The 16,613-nt window shown below is 65.0% G+C and carries 19 protein-coding genes; 18 read left to right on the top strand and 1 reads right to left on the bottom strand.

Annotated elements, in window-relative coordinates; translation table 11 throughout:
- The first annotated feature begins 161 nt into the window (after positions 1–161).
- From ACI2JO_RS05480 to ACI2JO_RS05460, 5 genes are all read left to right on the top strand, one after another.
- A complete protein-coding gene (locus tag ACI2JO_RS05480) occupies positions 162–836 on the top strand; it encodes an energy transducer TonB (protein ID WP_404719697.1) in 675 nt (224 codons plus the stop codon).
- A 70-nt stretch (positions 837–906) separates the two neighbouring features.
- Positions 907–1,704 (top strand): MotA/TolQ/ExbB proton channel family protein, encoded by a 798-nt coding sequence (locus ACI2JO_RS05475; protein WP_404719696.1) that lies wholly within the window; start codon positions 907–909, stop codon positions 1,702–1,704.
- A 113-nt stretch (positions 1,705–1,817) separates the two neighbouring features.
- The gene (locus ACI2JO_RS05470; protein WP_404719695.1) at positions 1,818–2,288 is read left to right on the top strand and encodes an ExbD/TolR family protein; all 471 of its coding nucleotides are present in this window, start codon (positions 1,818–1,820) and stop codon (positions 2,286–2,288) included.
- Positions 2,289–2,304: 16 nt separating this feature from the next.
- Positions 2,305–2,733 (top strand): biopolymer transporter ExbD, encoded by a 429-nt coding sequence (locus tag ACI2JO_RS05465; protein WP_037488544.1) that lies wholly within the window; start codon positions 2,305–2,307, stop codon positions 2,731–2,733.
- A gap of 336 nt (positions 2,734–3,069) precedes the next feature.
- The gene (locus tag ACI2JO_RS05460; RefSeq protein WP_404719694.1) at positions 3,070–3,420 is read left to right on the top strand and encodes a tetratricopeptide repeat protein; all 351 of its coding nucleotides are present in this window, start codon (positions 3,070–3,072) and stop codon (positions 3,418–3,420) included.
- Positions 3,421–3,623: 203 nt separating this feature from the next.
- Here ACI2JO_RS05460 and dcd read toward each other — a convergent pair whose 3' ends face one another.
- Complete coding sequence (gene dcd / locus ACI2JO_RS05455) at positions 3,624–4,178, bottom strand: dCTP deaminase (RefSeq protein WP_404719693.1); 555 nt, start codon at positions 4,176–4,178, stop codon at positions 3,624–3,626.
- On the opposite strand from dcd, the gene ACI2JO_RS05450 reads away from it, so the two are divergent.
- The 13 genes from ACI2JO_RS05450 to nuoL all read left to right on the top strand — a co-directional run bounded on the left by ACI2JO_RS05450 (position 4,179) and on the right by nuoL (position 16,601).
- A complete protein-coding gene (locus ACI2JO_RS05450) occupies positions 4,179–4,754 on the top strand; it encodes an NUDIX domain-containing protein (RefSeq protein ID WP_404719692.1) in 576 nt (191 codons plus the stop codon).
- A gap of 105 nt (positions 4,755–4,859) precedes the next feature.
- Positions 4,860–5,234 carry an NADH-quinone oxidoreductase subunit A gene (gene ndhC, locus ACI2JO_RS05445; RefSeq protein ID WP_028966984.1) on the top strand — a complete coding sequence of 125 codons (375 nt, stop codon included), beginning with the start codon at positions 4,860–4,862 and terminating at the stop codon, positions 5,232–5,234.
- Positions 5,225–5,794, top strand: coding sequence for a NuoB/complex I 20 kDa subunit family protein (locus ACI2JO_RS05440; protein WP_404719691.1), 570 nt, complete (start codon positions 5,225–5,227; stop codon positions 5,792–5,794). The genes ndhC and ACI2JO_RS05440 overlap by 10 nt, the downstream gene beginning before the upstream one ends.
- Positions 5,791–6,639, top strand: a complete 849-nt coding sequence (locus ACI2JO_RS05435) for an NADH-quinone oxidoreductase subunit C (RefSeq protein WP_404719690.1) — start codon at positions 5,791–5,793, stop codon at positions 6,637–6,639. The genes ACI2JO_RS05440 and ACI2JO_RS05435 overlap by 4 nt, the downstream gene beginning before the upstream one ends.
- Entirely contained in the window at positions 6,636–7,916 is a 1,281-nt protein-coding gene (locus ACI2JO_RS05430; RefSeq protein ID WP_404719689.1) for an NADH-quinone oxidoreductase subunit D, read from the top strand. The genes ACI2JO_RS05435 and ACI2JO_RS05430 overlap by 4 nt, the downstream gene beginning before the upstream one ends.
- A complete protein-coding gene (locus tag ACI2JO_RS05425; RefSeq protein WP_404719688.1) occupies positions 7,916–8,611 on the top strand; it encodes a complex I 24 kDa subunit family protein in 696 nt (231 codons plus the stop codon). The genes ACI2JO_RS05430 and ACI2JO_RS05425 overlap by 1 nt, the downstream gene beginning before the upstream one ends.
- The gene (gene nuoF / locus ACI2JO_RS05420) at positions 8,608–9,912 is read left to right on the top strand and encodes an NADH-quinone oxidoreductase subunit NuoF (protein WP_404719687.1); all 1,305 of its coding nucleotides are present in this window, start codon (positions 8,608–8,610) and stop codon (positions 9,910–9,912) included. The genes ACI2JO_RS05425 and nuoF overlap by 4 nt, the downstream gene beginning before the upstream one ends.
- On the top strand, positions 9,912–11,906 hold the full coding sequence (nuoG, locus tag ACI2JO_RS05415; protein ID WP_404719686.1) for an NADH-quinone oxidoreductase subunit NuoG: 1,995 nt from the start codon (positions 9,912–9,914) through the stop codon (positions 11,904–11,906). The genes nuoF and nuoG overlap by 1 nt, the downstream gene beginning before the upstream one ends.
- A complete protein-coding gene (gene nuoH, locus ACI2JO_RS05410; RefSeq protein ID WP_159758672.1) occupies positions 11,903–12,949 on the top strand; it encodes an NADH-quinone oxidoreductase subunit NuoH in 1,047 nt (348 codons plus the stop codon). Before nuoG ends, nuoH begins: the two co-directional genes overlap by 4 nt.
- 1 nt (position 12,950) lies before the next feature.
- Positions 12,951–13,436 (top strand): NADH-quinone oxidoreductase subunit NuoI, encoded by a 486-nt coding sequence (gene nuoI / locus ACI2JO_RS05405; protein WP_028966976.1) that lies wholly within the window; start codon positions 12,951–12,953, stop codon positions 13,434–13,436.
- Between the two features lie 85 nt (positions 13,437–13,521).
- The gene (locus ACI2JO_RS05400) at positions 13,522–14,133 is read left to right on the top strand and encodes an NADH-quinone oxidoreductase subunit J (RefSeq protein WP_404719685.1); all 612 of its coding nucleotides are present in this window, start codon (positions 13,522–13,524) and stop codon (positions 14,131–14,133) included.
- A gap of 8 nt (positions 14,134–14,141) precedes the next feature.
- A complete protein-coding gene (gene nuoK / locus ACI2JO_RS05395; protein ID WP_037489584.1) occupies positions 14,142–14,456 on the top strand; it encodes an NADH-quinone oxidoreductase subunit NuoK in 315 nt (104 codons plus the stop codon).
- 6 nt (positions 14,457–14,462) lie between these two features.
- Positions 14,463–16,601 (top strand): NADH-quinone oxidoreductase subunit L, encoded by a 2,139-nt coding sequence (gene nuoL, locus ACI2JO_RS05390; RefSeq protein ID WP_404719684.1) that lies wholly within the window; start codon positions 14,463–14,465, stop codon positions 16,599–16,601.
- Positions 16,602–16,613 lie beyond the last annotated feature (12 nt).

Raw genomic sequence — 16,613 nt, 5'->3', positions numbered from 1 at the left:
ACGTTTGTTGCGTCCGACAAAGCGTTTGCGCTCCCAAAAGGTGCGCGATAGGACTTGTGTGTCTGTGGTAGCCTATTGGGCGCTACGGAAAGGTAAACAACCCGGCCGGATTTCGATCCGGTCACGCCACGGGCCGCAGGATGAGGGAGTTTCGTTGCTGAATGGCCTATTCTGACCAGAAGATGAGCGGGGGCAAGGTTGGCGCGCTGGTAATCGTCGCGTTGATCCACGTTGCCCTTGGCTATGCCTTCATAACCGGCCTCGCGACGAATTTCGTCAAGAAGCAGGTCGAGAAGCTGAACACGTTCGACGTCGAGGAGCCACCGCCCCCGCCGCCGGAGGAGCCGCCGCCCCCGCCGCCCGACACGCCGATGACGCCGCCCCCCGTGGTGTCGCCGCCGCCGATCGTGCAGAACCCGAATCCGCCGCCCGTGACGGTCGCGACGGTGCCGACCCCGCCGCCGGTCTATGTGGCCACGCCGACGGTCGCTCCGCCCGCTCCGCCTGCGCCGCCCGCTCCGCCGGCTCCGCCTGCGGTCAGCAAGGCTGCCGGTCTGAAGGGTAACCCCGGCCAGTTCTTCGGTGCCGACAACTATCCGCCTTCGGCCATTCGCGCCGAGGAGCAGGGTCGTGTCGTCGCGAAGTTGACGGTGGGTACCGACGGGCGCGTCACCGATTGCGTGGTCACCACGTCGAGCAACTCCTCGGCGCTCGACCAGGCGACCTGCCGCATCGCCAAGAGCCGCGTGCGTTTCTCGCCCGCGCAGGATGCGACCGGCAACCCGATCGTCTCCAGCTATACGCTGCCGGTGCGATGGGTGCTGCCACAGAATTGATCCGCGTGACCCTGGCCGCGCGGACCACCATCGCCGGCCGACAACTTATCTGGCTTAAGGAAGACACCGAATGATCATCAACATCCTCGCCGCGGGTGGGACCGCGGCAGCCGAGAACCAGTTCGGCCTGACGCAGGCGCTGAAGGAAGGTGGCATCATCTCGCAGTCGGTTTTCACCATCCTGGTGGTGATGTCGGTTGTGTCCTTCTACATCCTCTTCTCGAAGCTGTTCGAGCAGCAGAAGATCATCAACCAGGCGAAGCGCGTCCGGTCGAACTTCTGGAACAGCACCTCGCTGCGCGAAGGCTCGGCGAAGCTCGAGAAGAACTCGGCGTACAAGCAGTTGGTCGACGACGGCCTGGCGGCGCAGGAGCAGCACTCGAAGCTGACCGATCCGGTCGAGGCGCACGACTGGCTGCACGGCTCGCTGGCGCGTTCGGAAGCCGCGATCAATTCGAAGCTGGGCGGTGGTCTGGCGTTCCTCGCGACCGTTGGCGCGACCTCGCCGTTCATCGGTCTGTTCGGTACGGTCGTCGGCATCTACCGCGCGCTGATCAAGATCGGTGCGTCGGGCGATCCGTCGATCGACAAGGTCGCGGGTCCGGTCGGTGAGGCGCTCATCATGACCGCGCTCGGCCTGGTCGTCGCCGTGCCGGCGGTGCTGGCCTACAACTGGCTGCAGCGCCGCAACAAGTCGATCGCGGAAGACCTGTCGGCCTTCTCGAACGACGTGCTGGGCTTCCTCGCCTCGAACGGCGCGGTTCGCCCGTCGATCGGCGCGACGACCGCCCCTGCCAAGGCGCCGGCCAAGCCGGTCGGTGCGACCACGACCGCCGGCCAGGCCGGTGGCGTGCAGACCCGCCCGTAAGGCGAAGGGATAAGCGGGGCCGTCGCGTTCGGCGGCCCCGTCGATCACCTGCCGCCGTACCGGTGCCGGATCAAACGGCCCGCCACGGTGGAACGAGAGAATAGGATAGCCTGATGGCGATGAGCGTTGGCGGGGATTCCGCTGAAAAACCGATGTCGGACATCAACACGACGCCCCTCGTGGACGTCATGCTGGTGCTCCTCATCATCTTCCTGATCGCGGTGCCGGTCGCCATCCAGACGGTGAAGGGCATCAAGCTGCCCAGCGTCGTCTTCGACCCGACCACGACCAAGCCCGAGAACGTGTCGCTTTCGGTGATGGGCAACAACGGCACCTGTCAGGTCTATTGGGGCATCACCCCGGTGACCCATCAGGAGCTGCTGGATCGCGCGGTCGCCAAGCTGAAGACCGAGATCGATCGTCAGGGCGGCCCTGGCAACCCGGACCTCGAACTGCCCGAAGCGCACGTCCGCGCCGACGTCGGCACACCGTGGCGCTGCGTCGCAGGGACGATCTACAACATGCAGATGGCCGGCTTTGCCAAGGTCGGGTTCATTTCGCAGCCCAAGGGCGGCGGCGCCTGAGCGAGGAGTAGCTGACATGGCAATGAGTGCAGGCCGCGATGACGGCGAGCCGATGATGGACATGAACACGACGCCGTTGATCGACGTCATGCTCGTGCTCCTCATCATGTTCATCATCACCCTTCCGGTTCCGACGCACGCAGTGAAGGTCGACCTCCCGGTCAACGATCCGAAGGCGCAGAAGCCGCCGGTCGATCCGATCAAGAACAAGATCGCGATCGACGCCGCCGGCGGGATCACCTGGAACGGCACCCCGGTCAATTCGACCGTGCTGCGTCAGTATCTCGACCAGTCGGCAGCGATGAGCCCCGAGCCGGAACTCCAGTTCCAGCCCGACCCGGCGACGCGCTACGACGTCGTCGACCAGACGCTCGCGGACATCAAGCGTTCGAATGTGACGAAGCTGGGCTTCGTCGGCAACGAGCAATATTACAAGGATTTCTGATCGCGCGCGATCGGTTGTTCCGGACGGAGAGGGCGGTCCTGCGGGGCCGCCCTTTTTCGTTGCCTGCCCTTGATCTCATCAAGTCGGCGGCCTTCTTCTCGTACGTTTGACGGCACTGCGCTTTTCACTCTCCCGGCATCTGCCTGTCCGACGGGTCGCCCCGCTTGTTCTTTCAAGAAAAGGGCGCTGTGCGGCATCGCGTACTGATGCGTGGCGTCCCGCAATGCGCAAGTCATTATACGACAGGCCACTTGCAGAGATGTCAAATCAGTGACACCTTCCTGTCACATAACCGTAACGCATTCGTTGGTGCGTCGGCAGCACAGGAGGGTTGATATGCGCAGCAAGTTGATGCTTTCGGCACTGGCGCTGGGTGTCGTCGCGGCGATGCCGGCGCTTGCGAAGGACCGGGTCGGCTATCAGGCGATCGCGGCGGGCAGTCTCACCACGGCGGAGCAGACAATCACCGCAGAGCGCGCGATTTTCCCCGATCGTCCTGAACTGATGCTCAACCTGGCCGCCGTTTACGCCCGCACCGGCCGCCAGGCGCAGGCGCGTGCGCTCTATGCCGACGTGCTCGGCCGTGAGGCCGTCGCGATGGACATGGCTGACGGCAGCGTGCGGACGTCGCACGAATTGGCCCGAACCGGCTTGACGCGCCTGACGACGGCGATGGCCACGCGTTGATGATCAAGCTGTGCTCTTCCCGTCACGATTGTGGCCGGAAGAGCACAGCCCGGCGCTCAAAGCCAGATATGACAGCGGCTGTTCCCCGGGCTCGCTGACGAGGAGGAGGGGCAGGCGGCATTGTCTCGCGATCGCCGGGAAACAGCGGGGGGCGTCAGGCAGCCACCCCAAAGCTCCGCGATCAGCAGCTGGCCGACCGGCGCTCAAAGCCGCGGCAGCGTCACCCCGCGTTGGCCCATATATTTGCCCGCCCGATCGGCATAGCTGGTTTCGCACGGTTCGTTCCCTGACAGGAACAGGAACTGGCACGCCCCTTCGTTGGCGTAGATCTTCGCGGGCAGCGGCGTCGTATTCGAGAATTCCAGCGTGACATGCCCTTCCCAACCAGGCTCGAGCGGCGTGACGTTGACGATGATCCCGCATCGCGCATAGGTCGACTTGCCCAGGCAGATCACCAGCACGTCTCGCGGCACCCGAAAGTATTCGACCGTCCGTGCCAAGGCGAAGCTGTTGGGCGGGATGATGCAGACATCGGTCTTGCGGTCGACGAAGCTGTTCGCCGCGAAATCTTTCGGATCGACCAGCGCATTGTCGACGTTGGTGAAGATCTTGAACTCATCGGCGACCCGCGCATCATAGCCATAGCTCGACAGCCCGTAGCTGATGCAGCCATCGCGGCGCTGCGACTCGACAAACGGCGCGATCATCCCGTCGGTGAGCGCGCGCTCGCGAATCCAGCGGTCGGACATGACGGACATATGGTTCTTCCCCTCGGCTGCGATGCGCTTTCGCGGTTGAGCGCGCACGGCGCAACCCCGCAGCCATCCGCGACTGGCCGCCTGCCGCCGCGCCCGCTATCGGCACACGATATGCTGACGCCGTTTCTTCCGCTGGCCTACCGACTGCGCCGCCGCGCGATGGCGCTGGTCGGCTGGCGGACGCAGGGGGTGAAGCTGCTGGTCTTCGATCGCGCGGGCCGCGTGCTGCTGGTCCGGCAGCGCTACGGGCGCAGCGATCTCCACATGCTGCCCGGCGGCGGGGTCGTTCGTGGCGAGGCGCCTGATGCGGCGGCCGTGCGCGAATTACGGGAGGAGACCGGCTGCGTCGTACAGGACCTGACGCTTTTTGCGACGTACGAATCGCGGGCGGAGGGCCGGCGCGACACCGTCCACCTGTTTACCGGGCGAAGCGACGACGTGCCGGTGGCCGATGGCCGCGAACTCGTTGAAGCGGCGTTCCACCCCCTCGACACCCTGCCCGCCAGTCTTTCCCCGGCGACGCGGCGGCGGATCGCCGAGTGGCTTGGGCAACGGGAGCGCACTAACGACTGGTAGCTCCTTGCGATTCATTCTCACTCCTCCCGGCCTTGCCCCCCCGAGGGCACGGGTCTAGAGCGTGCCGGTTCCGTTCGCACCTGCGAGAGAGGCGAGAGAGACATAGTGGTCGATCTGTCGCAATACCTACCGATCCTCCTGTTCCTGGGGGTGGCGCTCGCTTTGTCGAGCGCGTTCGTGTTCCTGCCGATGGCGGTCGCCAAGCTGACCGGCGCGGCAAAACCCACGCCCGAAAAGCTGGCCGAATATGAATGCGGTTTCCCCGCGTTCGAGGACAGCCGCTCGCAATTCGACGTGCGGTTCTATCTGGTCGCCATCCTGTTCATCATCTTCGATCTCGAAGCGGCGTTCCTTTATCCCTGGGCCGTCAGCGTCTTCTCGCTTGGCTGGACCGCATGGTTCTCAATGATGATCTTTATCGCCGAACTCGCGCTCGGCCTTGTCTACGCATGGAAGAAGGGAGCGCTGGAGTGGGAGTAGAAGCACACTCCGGGCCGATCGGGCTCGTCAACAATCCCGAGCCGGGTCGTGGCGTGATCGCGCCCGACCAGGGCTTTTTCGATGGCCTGAACGGCGAGTTGAACGACAAGGGCTTTCTAGTCACCTCGACCGAGGACCTGTTCCAGTGGGCGCGTACCGGCTCCTTGTGGTGGATGACGTTCGGTCTGGCGTGCTGCGCGGTCGAGATGATCCACGTCAACATGCCGCGCTACGACATGGAGCGGTTCGGTGCCGCCCCGCGCGCGTCGCCGCGCCAGTCGGACGTGATGATCGTCGCAGGAACGCTGTGCAACAAGATGGCGCCCGCGCTCCGCAAGGTCTACGACCAGATGTCGGAGCCGAAGTACGTCATCTCGATGGGCTCGTGCGCCAATGGCGGCGGCTATTATCACTATAGCTACAGCGTCGTGCGCGGGTGTGATCGCGTGGTGCCGGTCGACATCTACGTCCCCGGCTGCCCGCCGACCGCCGAGGCGTTGCTGTATGGCGTGATGCAGTTGCAGCGGAAGATCCGCCGCGCCGGGAGCATCGAACGGTGAGGGCGCCGGCTCCCGCCTGGGCGGCGCAGCTCAACGATGCGACGATCGACGCGGCGCGCACCGCGATCGGCGGCGCGTTGCTCGACGCGGTCGAGATCGCGGGCGAGGTGCAGTTGCACGTCACGCGCGACGGGCTGGTCGCCGCGCTGATTGCGCTGCGCGATACGCCCGGGCTTGAATATCAGCAGCTCATGGAAATTGCGGGCGTCGATTATCCGGATCGCGCCGAGCGGTTCGAGATCGTCTATTGCCTGCTTTCGCTGACGCGCAACCACAGGCTGCACGTCCATGTCGGCGCGACCGAGGATACGCCGGTACCGTCGGTGACCGACATCTGGCCGGTCGCGGGCTGGCTCGAGCGCGAGGTGTACGACATGTACGGCGTTCTGTTCTCGGGCAATCGCGACTTGCGCCGCATTTTGACCGATTACGGCTTCCGCGGGCATCCGTTCCGCAAGGACTTCCCGCTGACCGGGTTCGTCGAGCTGCGCTATTCGGAAGAGCAGAAGCGCGTCGTCTACGAGCCGGTGAAGCTGGCGCAGGACTTCCGCACCTTCGATTTCGAAAGCCCGTGGGAAGGCGCGCAATACGTGCTGCCGGGTGACGAGAAGGCGAAGCTTCCCGAGGCGAAGGGCGCACCGACCCCGGTGACGGCGACCGAGGTGCAGAAGGCGGGTGCCGCGCAGACGCCGAAGCAGGACGCGCCGGCGCCGAGCCAGCCTTATGCCAAGAAGGACGTGACCAGCACCGCCGAGACCGGCGCGGGGCGTGCCGAAACTGATGCCGTGCCGAAGCCGGCCGACCCCGATGTCGTGCCGTCGAAGGGCGGAGGGCAGAACCAATGACCGATACGTACGTCCAGAAGGAGCAGGCGGTCGATCGCGCGGTCGACCCCGCGATCGAGAAGATCCTGCACGCGACCGACGCTTCGCACCCGACCGAGGGTGACGTGGCGATCCAGAATTACACGATCAACTTCGGGCCGCAGCACCCCGCGGCGCACGGCGTCCTGCGGCTCGTGATGGAACTGAACGGCGAGATCATCGAGCGGATCGATCCGCACGTCGGGCTGCTGCATCGCGGCACCGAGAAGCTGATCGAATACAAGACCTATGCGCAGGCGATCCCGTATTTCGACCGACTCGATTATTGCTCGCCGGCGTGCATGGAGCATACCTTCGTGCTCGCGATCGAGAAATTGCTCGATCTCGAAGTGCCGATCCGAGCGCAATATCTGCGGGTGTTCTTCGCCGAGCTGACGCGCATCTCGAACCACATGCTCAATCTCGGGTCGCACGTCATGGACGTCGGCGCGATGACACCGAACCTGTGGCTGTTCGAGATCCGCGAGGATTGCTACGGCTTCCTCGAGCGCGCGACCGGCGCGCGGATGCACCACAATTACTTTCGCCCCGGCGGGGTGCACCAGGACGTGCCGCTCAAGCTGCTGACCGATATCGCGGACTGGCTCGACACGCGGCTGCCGCGTTTGTTCGAGGATGCGATCAGCCTCGTCGCTGACAACCGCATCTTCAAGCAGCGCAACGTCGATATCGCGACCGTCAGCCGCGAGGACGCGATCAAGTGGGGCTTCTCCGGCCCGATGATCCGCGCGGCGGGCATTCCGTGGGATCTGCGCAAGTCGCAGCCATATGACGTCTACGCGAAGATGGACTTCGACGTGCCGGTTGGCACGCGCGGCGATTGCTACGACCGCTTCATGGTGCGTGTCGAGGAGGTCCGTCAGTCGGCGCGGATCATGAAGCAGTGCCTCGCCGAGATGCCGGAGGGGCCGATCGCCTCGCTGGACCGCAAGGTGGTGCCGCCGAAGCGCGCCGAGATGAAGCGATCGATGGAAGCGTTGATCCACCACTTCAAGCTCTATACCGAGGGCTATCACGTCCCCGCGGGCGAAGTGTATGTCGCGACCGAGAGCCCGAAGGGCGAGTTCGGCGTGTATCTGGTCAGCGACGGCAGCAACAAGCCGTATCGCTGCAAGATCCGTCCGACCGCCTTCTCGCACCTGCAGGCGATGGACTTCATGAGCCGCGGCCACATGCTGGCGGACACCACCGCCATCCTGGGCGCGATGGATATCGTTTTTGGCGAATGTGACCGCTGATGGCTGACGCACCTATCATCCCCGACGAGGCCGAGGTCCGCGCGCGCTGGGGCGCGTTCCAGTGGAATGACGACAGCAAGGCAAAGCGTGACGCGATCCTGTCGCGCTATCCGGCCGGGCGCGAGCAATCGGCGTCGATCCCGCTGCTCGATCTGGCGCAGCGTCAGGTCGGCACGGAGACGCAGACGCAAGGCTGGCTGCCGGTTCCGGTGATCGAGTTCGTCGCGCGCGAGATCGGCGTGCCGTACATGCGTGTGTACGAGGTCGCGACCTTCTACACGATGTTCAACCTCGCGCCGGTCGGTCGCTTCCACGTGCAGGTGTGCGGGACGACGCCTTGCATGTTGCGCGGCTCGGACGACGTACTGGCGGCGTGCAAGAACAAGGGCCTGATCAAGGGCAAGACCACGCCCGACGGCCTGTTCACGCTGACCGAGGTCGAGTGTATGGGCAATTGCTCGTCGGCGCCGATGGTTCAGATCAACGACGACAATTACGAAGACCTCGACTACGACCGCACGATCGCGATCCTCGAGACGCTGGCGAATGGCGGCACGCCGAAGCCGGGTACGCAGGAGCCAGGTCGCCACACGGTCGAGCCGAAGGGCGGACCGACCTCGCTGACCGCGATGGTGACCGAGAACCATGATTATCGCGATGAATGGAACGTCGCCGGGCAGGAGGTCGGCGCATGAGCCTGCTTGATAAGGACCGCATCTTCACCAACCTCTACGGCTATCAGTCGTGGCGGCTGGACGCGGCGATGGCGCGCGGCGACTGGGACGATACCAAGGCGCTGCTGGAGCTTGGTCAGGACAAGATCATCGACACCATCAAGGCGTCGGGGTTGCGCGGGCGCGGCGGGGCAGGCTTCCCGACCGGCACCAAATGGTCGTTCATGCCGAAGGAGCCGAAGCCGGACCGGCCGAACTTCCTCGTCATCAACGCCGACGAATCCGAGCCGGGGTCGTGCAAGGACCGCGAGATCATCCGTCACGATCCGCACAAGCTGATCGAGGGCGCGCTGGTCGCGGGCTTCGCGATGCGCGCGCGCGCGGCATACATCTACATCCGCGGCGAATATATCCGTGAGGCCGAGGTGTTGTTCGCGGCGGTCGCCGAGGCGTACGACAAGGGCCTCGTCGGCAAGAACGCCTGCGGGTCGGGCTATGACTTCGACGTCTTCGTCCACCGCGGCGCGGGTGCGTACATCTGCGGCGAAGAGACCGCGATGCTTGAAAGCCTCGAAGGCAAGAAGGGCCAGCCGCGGCTCAAGCCGCCGTTTCCGGCCGGCGCGGGGCTGTATGGTTGCCCGACGACGGTCAACAACGTCGAATCGATCGCGGTCGCGCCGACGATCCTGCGGCGCGGCGCTTCGTGGTTCTCCAGCTTCGGCGCGGAGAACAACAAGGGCACCAAGCTTTTCCAGATCTCGGGCCATGTGAACACGCCGTGCGTCGTCGAAGAGGCGATGAGTATCCCGTTCCGCGAGCTGATCGAGAAGCATTGCGGCGGGATTCGGGGCGGCTGGGACAATCTGCTCGCGGTGATCCCGGGGGGATCGTCGGTACCGCTGGTGCCCGCCAAGGACATCATGGACGCGCCGATGGACTTCGACGGCCTCAAGGCGGTCGGTTCCGGGCTCGGCACCGCAGCGGTGATCGTCATGGACAAGTCTACCGACGTCGTCCGGGCGATCGCGCGGCTGTCGTACTTCTACAAGCACGAGAGCTGCGGTCAGTGCACGCCGTGCCGCGAGGGCACCGGCTGGATGTGGCGCGTGATGGAGCGGCTGCGCACCGGCGACGCCGAGATCGGCGAAATCGACATGCTCCAGCAGGTGACCAAGCAGGTCGAGGGCCATTCGATCTGCGCGCTGGGTGACGCGGCGGCGTGGCCGATCCAGGGGCTCATCAAGCATTTCCGCCCCGAACTGGAACGCCGCATCAACGAGCGTGGCGGCAACGTCGCCCCGATGCAGGAAGCTGCTGAATAATGCCCAAGGTCAAAGTCGACGGAGTCGAGATCGAGGTGCCGCAGGGTGCCACCGTGCTGCAGGCGTGCGAGCTTGCCGGCAAGGAGATCCCGCGCTTCTGCTACCACGAACGGCTGTCGATCGCCGGCAATTGCCGGATGTGTCTGGTCGAGGTGAAGCCGGGACCGCCCAAGCCGCAGGCGAGCTGCGCGCTGCCGGCCGCAGAAAATCAGGAGATCTTCACCAACACGCCGATGGTGAAGCATGCCCGCGAGGGCATCATGGAATTCCTGCTGATCAACCACCCGCTCGATTGCCCGATCTGCGATCAGGGCGGCGAGTGCGACCTGCAGGACCAGTCGATCGCCTATGGCCGCGGCCACTCGCGCTTCGACGAGAACAAGCGCGCGGTCACCGAGAAGTATATGGGTCCGATCGTCAAGACGGTCATGACCCGCTGCATTCAGTGCACGCGCTGCATCCGCTTCGCCGAGGAAGTCGCCGGCGTCGAGGAGATCGGCGCGATCTATCGCGGCGAGAACATGCAGATCACCTCCTATCTGGAGGAAGCGGTCAGCAGCGAGCTGAGCGGCAACGTCGTCGACCTCTGCCCGGTCGGCGCGCTGACCAGCAAGCCCTATGCGTTCGAGGCGCGGCCGTGGGAGCTGCGCAAGACACTGACGATCGACGTCATGGATGCGGTCGGCACCAACATCCGCCTCGATAGCCGCGGGCGGCAGGTGCTGCGCGCCGTCCCGCGCGTCAACGACGACGTCAACGAGGAATGGGCGAGCGACAAAACCCGCCACGCGGTCGACGGGCTCGTCCGCAAGCGGCTCGACCGGCCGTATGTGCGCCGCGACGGCAAGCTGCACGCGGTGACGTGGGACGAGGCGTTCGCGGCGATCGCCGCCGTCGATCACGGTGGGTCGGTCGCGGCGGTCGCGGGCGATCTGGTCGATTGCGAGACGATGTTCGCGGCCAAGGCGCTGCTCAAGGGACTCGGTTCGTCGCTGCTCGAAGGACGGCAGACCGGCATGGACTATGATACGTCCAGCCTCGCCACGGTGAACTTCAACACCACGATCGCGGGCACCGAGGAGGCGGACGCGATCCTGTTGGTCGGCAGCAATCTGCGCTGGGAAGCGCCGCTGGTGAACACGCGCATCCGCAAGGCGATCAAAAAGGGCGCGAAGGTCTTCGCGGTCGGGCCGGAAACCGAGCTGACCTACAAGGTCGACTGGCTCGGCGCGAACCTGTCGGTGCTCGGCAATCTGCCGGAGCGCGTAACCGAGGCGTTCGGCAAGGCGAGCAAGCCGATGGTGATCGTCGGCGGCGCGGCGCTCAAGGGCGCGCATGGCGCGGCGCTCGGGCTGGTCGAGACGCTGGGGCTGGTCAAGGACGGCTGGAACGGCTTCAACGTCGTGCACATGGCGGCGTCGCGGATGGGCGGGTTGATGCTCGGCTATGCGCAGAAGGCCGGGATTTCCGCGCTATACGACGCGAAGCTGACCTTCTTCCTCGGTGCCGACGAGTGCGATCATGCGCGTTTCACCGGCTTCAAGGTCTATGTCGGCCACCACGGCGATCGCGGCGCGCATCATGCCGACGTGATCCTGCCGGGGGCGAGCTATGCCGAGAAGTCGGGAACGTTCGTCAACCTCGAAGGCCGCGTCCAGCGCGGCGAGCGCGCGGTGTTCCCGCCGGGCGACGCGCGCGAGGACTGGACGATCTTCCGCGCGCTGAGCGAGCGCGTCGGCCAGACGCTGCCGTTCGACACGATCGACGAGCTGCGCGCGGCGATGGCGCTCGACTGTCCGGAGCTGGCGACGCTGGGGCTCAAGACCTTCGCGTGGCACGCGCCGGCGCTCGGCACGGCCGCGGAGGGCGTGATCGAGGGCTATCCGATCAAGGACTTCTATCTCACCAACGCCATCTGCCGGGCGTCGCCGACGATGCAGCGCTGCTCGGCGGAACTGGTGCATGGCGAGAGCTTCGCGGAGGCGGCGGAGTGACCGACTTCTTCAATCATACGATCGGCCTTCCTTATGGCTGGGCGTGGTTTCTCGCGACGATCGTCGGCATTCTGGCGATCGCGCTGCCGCTGATGCTGTCGGTGGCGATGATCATCTACGCCGATCGCAAGATCTGGGCGGCGATGGCGCTTCGGCGTGGACCGAATGTCGTCGGCCCGTTCGGGCTCTTGCAGTCGTTCGCGGACGGGCTGAAGGTCTTCCTTCAGGAGACGATCGTTCCGTCGGCGGCGAACCGTGGTCTGTTCCTGCTCGCGCCGATCATCACCTTCACGGTCGCGCTGATCGTCTGGGCGGTGGTGCCGTTCCAGCCGGGCGTGGTGCTCGCGAACATCAACGTCGGGCTGCTCTACGTGCTCGCGGCGTCGTCGCTGGGCGTGTACGGGATCATTCTCGCCGGCTGGTCGTCGAACTCCAAATACCCGTTCTTCTCGGCGATCCGCGCCGCGGCGCAGATGGTCAGCTATGAAGTCGCGATCGGCTTCGTGCTCATCTCGGTGGTGATGTGGGCGGGGTCGTTCAACCTGACGACGATCGTCGAGGCGCAGAAGGGGTTGTACGGCTTCATCAACGGCTTCGGGTTCAACCCCTTGCTGTTCCCGATGAGCGTCGTGTTCCTGATCTCGTCGCTGGCGGAGACGCAGCGGGCGCCGTTCGACCTGACCGAGGCGGAGAGCGAGCTGGTCGCGGGCTACCAGACTGAATATTCGTCGATGGCGTTCGCGCTCTACTGGCTCGGCGAATATGCCAACGTGCTGTTGATGTGCACGCTCAACGCGACCTTGTTCTGGGGTGGCTATCTGCCGCCGTTCGACTGGGCGCCGCTGTATGTCGTGCCGGGGATCATCTGGCTGTTCGCCAAGATCCTGTTCTTCTTCTTCGTCTTCTCGTGGATCAAGGCGACGGTGCCGCGCTACCGCTACGACCAGCTGATGCGGCTGGGCTGGAAGGTGTTCCTGCCGCTGTCGCTGTTCTGGGTGTTCCTGGTGTCGGGCGTGCTGATGTTCATGCGCGTGGGAGTGTAAGATGGGTATCGCGCAGACGATCAAGGCGTTCACGCTCTACGAGTTCGTGAAGGCGCATGCGCTGACGCTGAAGTATTTCTTCAAGCCGAAGGCGACGATCAACTATCCTTACGAAAAGAACCCGCTGAGCCCGCGCTTCCGCGGCGAACATGCGCTGCGTCGCTATCCCAATGGGGAAGAGCGCTGCATCGCGTGCAAGCTGTGCGAGGCGGTGTGCCCGGCGCAGGCGATCACGATCGAGGCCGAACCGCGCGACGACGGCAGCCGCCGCACGACGCGCTACGACATCGACATGACCAAGTGCATCTATTGCGGCCTGTGTCAGGAAGCGTGCCCGGTCGATGCGATCGTCGAGGGGCCGAACCTCGATTTCGCGACCGAGACGCGCGAGGAGCTGATCTACGACAAGGCCAAGCTGCTCGACAACGGCGACCGGTGGGAACGCGCGATCGCCGCGAACCTTGCCGCCGACGCGCCGTACCGGTAGGCGCTCGCGTGACATCAGGGGTCGAGATGATTTTGACGGTTTCAATCAGCGTGCGCCGCGGGCGCGCGACCGCGGGGAAGGCGCTATGATCCAGGCCATCGCCTTCTATCTGTTCGCGATCGTCGTGCTGCTGTCCGGCGCGATGACGATTTCGTCGCGCAACCCGGTGCATTCGGTGCTGTGGCTCATTTTGGCGTTCTTCAACGCCGCCGGGCTGATGGTGCTGGTCGGCGCCGAGTTCATCGCGATGCTGCTCGTGATCGTCTATGTCGGCGCAGTCGCGGTGCTGTTCCTGTTCGTGGTCATGATGCTCGACATCGACTTCGCCGAGCTGCGCGCCGGGTTCGTCCGCTATTTCGGGATCGGACTGGTGCTCGCGGTGGCGCTGGTCGCCGAGATCCTGATCGGCGTCGGCGCGTGGAGCGCGGGCGGCATCGACCTCGCGCGGCGCGCGGCGCCGACCGACCATGTCGTCCCGAACATCGTCCAGATCGGTAACCTGCTCTACACGCGCTACCTCTTTATCTTCGAGGGCGCGGGGCTGGTGCTGCTAGTGGCGATGATCGGCGCGATCGTGCTGACCCACCGTGAGCGGTCGGGCTCGCGTTACCAGAATATCGCGCGGCAGAACGCGCGCCGTCCGCAGGATGCGACGCGCAACGTGCGGCCGGAGATCGGGCAGGGGGTGCAGCTGTGAACGCGGCCATGTCGGGAGGCGTCGGCCTCGTCCACTATCTCGTCGTCGCGGCGATCCTGTTCACGATGGGTGTGCTGGGCATTTTCCTCAACCGCAAGAACATCATCGTCATTCTGATGGCGATCGAGCTGATCCTGCTGGCGGTGAACATCAACCTCGTCGCCTTCTCGGCGGCGTTGCAGGACCTCGTCGGGCAGGTGTTCGCGATGTTCGTGCTGACCGTCGCCGCCGGTGAGGCGGCGATCGGACTCGCCATTCTCGTCATCTTCTTCCGCGGCCGCGGCTCGATCTCGGTCGACGATCCCAGCCGGATGAAGGGGTAAATTCCGGTGCATTCGATCCTCTTCATCGTTTTCGTGCCGCTGGTCGCGGCGATCGTCGCCGGCTTCGCGAACAAATCGTTCGGTGCGACGCTGCCCAAGGCGATCACGACCGGCGGGCTGTTCCTGTCGTGCGCGCTGTCGTGGCCGGTGTTCATCGGCTTCCTGATGGGCGGCAGCGAGGCGTCGGTGACGCCGGTGCTGCACTTCATGACCTCCGGCACGTTCGACGTGTCGTGGGCGCTGCGCGTCGACGCACTGACCGCGGTGATGCTGGTGGTGATCACCAGCGTCTCGGCGCTCGTCCACCTGTATAGCTGGGGCTATATGAGCGAGGATCCGGACCAGCCGCGCTTCTTCGCCTATCTATCGCTGTTTACCTTCGCGATGCTGATGCTGGTGACCGCCGACAATCTGATCCAGATGTTCTTCGGCTGGGAAGGCGTCGGCCTCGCCAGCTACCTGTTGATCGGGTTCTGGTTCCGCAAGCCGAGCGCCAACGCCGCCGCGATCAAGGCGTTCGTCGTCAACCGCGTGGGCGATCTCGGCTTCATGCTCGGGATCTTCGGTACCTATCTGGTTTTCAACACCGTCTCGATCCCGGCGATCCTCGCCGCCGCGCCGTCGATGGCGGGGTCGACGATCGGCTTCCTGTGGTTCCGCGCCGACACGATGACGGTGCTGTGCCTGTTGCTGTTCGTCGGTGCGATGGGCAAGTCGGCGCAGCTCGGATTGCACACCTGGCTCCCTGACGCGATGGAGGGCCCGACCCCGGTGTCGGCGCTGATCCACGCCGCGACGATGGTGACCGCGGGCGTGTTCATGGTGTGCCGCCTGTCGCCGATGTTCGAAACCTCACCGACCGCGATGGGCTTCGTCACCTTCATCGGCGCCGCGACCTGCCTGTTCGCGGCGACCGTCGGCACGACGCAGACCGACATCAAGCGCGTGATCGCCTATTCGACCTGCTCGCAGCTCGGCTATATGTTCTTCGCCGCGGGCGTCGGGGCGTATGGCGCGGCGATGTTCCACCTGTTCACGCACGCTTTCTTCAAGGCGCTGCTGTTCCTCGGCGCGGGCTCGGTGATCCATGCGATGCATCACGAGCAGGACATGCGCTTCTACGGCGGTCTGCGGAAGGCGATCCCGGTCACCTTCTGGGCGATGCTGCTGGGCACGCTCGCGATCACCGGGGTCGGCATCTATGGCATCGGCGGGTTCGCGGGCTATCACTCGAAGGACGCGATCATCGAGGTGGCCTGGGCGGCCGGATCGCCGGTGGCGTCGATGGTCGGCGTGTTTGCGGCGCTGCTGACCAGCTTCTATTCGTGGCGGCTGATGTTCCTGACCTTCTGGGGCGAACCGCGCTGGGCGGCGTCGGAGCATATCCAGCACGCGCTCCACGACGCGCACGGACACGGCGATCACGCGCATGACGACCATGGGCAGGGGCACGCGCACGATCATGGTGACGCGCATGCGCATGGCCATGACGACGCGCATCATCCCGACCCTGCGGGCGAGGACGCCGGCCATGCGCCGCACGTCGAATCGCGTGGGTTCAACGAGATCCCGAAGGGCACCGGCGGCTATCATCCGCACGAAAGCCCGATCGTGATGCTGATCCCGCTGATCGTGCTGTCGGTCGGTGCGGTCGCGGCCGGGTTCGTGTTCCATCGCTGGTTCATCGATCCGGAAAGCGCCGGCGGGTTCTGGAAGGGCGCGTTGTTCTTCAACGAGCATCTGATGCACGAAATGCACGGCGTGCCGCTCTTCGTGAAGCTGTCGGCGACGATCGTGATGCTGTCGGGGCTGCTGATCGCGTACCTGACGTACATTCGCTCGCCGGAAGCGCCCGCGAAGTTCGCGGACACGTTCCAGCCGCTGTACCGCTTCCTGCTCAACAAATGGTATTTCGACCAGCTGTACCACTTCCTGTTCGTGCGCCCGGCGTTCGCGATCGGTCGCCTGCTGTGGCACCGTGGCGACGAAGGGACGATCGACCGCTTCGGGCCGAACGGCTCGGCGTGGCTGGTGCAGGTGGGTAGCCGCGCGGCGGTTCGTCTCCAGACCGGATATGTCTATACTTATGCTTTCGTCATGCTGATCGGGCTCACCGCCGCGATCACCTGGGCGATCGCGGGCTGAGCGGGGGAGAAG

It is taken from the genome of Sphingomonas sp. NPDC079357 (genome assembly GCF_044901155.1).
Lineage (GTDB): Bacteria > Pseudomonadota > Alphaproteobacteria > Sphingomonadales > Sphingomonadaceae > Sphingomonas.
Note: the sequence above shows the minus strand (reverse complement) of the source record. Positions and strands in the feature narration are given on the sequence as shown.

Bases quoted from the DNA above. Each gene is read 5' to 3' on its own strand.
- ACI2JO_RS05480 (WP_404719697.1), top strand. From the start codon at position 162: ATGGCCTATTCTGACCAGAAGATGAGCGGGGGCAAGGTTGGCGCGCTG.
- ACI2JO_RS05475 (WP_404719696.1), top strand. From the start codon at position 907: ATGATCATCAACATCCTCGCCGCGGGTGGGACCGCGGCAGCCGAGAAC.
- ACI2JO_RS05470 (WP_404719695.1), top strand. From the start codon at position 1,818: ATGGCGATGAGCGTTGGCGGGGATTCCGCTGAAAAACCGATGTCGGAC.
- ACI2JO_RS05465 (WP_037488544.1), top strand. From the start codon at position 2,305: ATGGCAATGAGTGCAGGCCGCGATGACGGCGAGCCGATGATGGACATG.
- ACI2JO_RS05460 (WP_404719694.1), top strand. From the start codon at position 3,070: ATGCGCAGCAAGTTGATGCTTTCGGCACTGGCGCTGGGTGTCGTCGCG.
- dcd (WP_404719693.1), bottom strand. From the start codon at position 4,178: ATGTCCGTCATGTCCGACCGCTGGATTCGCGAGCGCGCGCTCACCGAC.
- ACI2JO_RS05450 (WP_404719692.1), top strand. From the start codon at position 4,179: ATGGTTCTTCCCCTCGGCTGCGATGCGCTTTCGCGGTTGAGCGCGCAC.
- ACI2JO_RS05430 (WP_404719689.1), top strand. From the start codon at position 6,636: ATGACCGATACGTACGTCCAGAAGGAGCAGGCGGTCGATCGCGCGGTC.
- ACI2JO_RS05425 (WP_404719688.1), top strand. From the start codon at position 7,916: ATGGCTGACGCACCTATCATCCCCGACGAGGCCGAGGTCCGCGCGCGC.
- nuoF (WP_404719687.1), top strand. From the start codon at position 8,608: ATGAGCCTGCTTGATAAGGACCGCATCTTCACCAACCTCTACGGCTAT.
- nuoG (WP_404719686.1), top strand. From the start codon at position 9,912: ATGCCCAAGGTCAAAGTCGACGGAGTCGAGATCGAGGTGCCGCAGGGT.
- nuoI (WP_028966976.1), top strand. From the start codon at position 12,951: ATGGGTATCGCGCAGACGATCAAGGCGTTCACGCTCTACGAGTTCGTG.
- ACI2JO_RS05400 (WP_404719685.1), top strand. From the start codon at position 13,522: ATGATCCAGGCCATCGCCTTCTATCTGTTCGCGATCGTCGTGCTGCTG.
- nuoK (WP_037489584.1), top strand. From the start codon at position 14,142: ATGTCGGGAGGCGTCGGCCTCGTCCACTATCTCGTCGTCGCGGCGATC.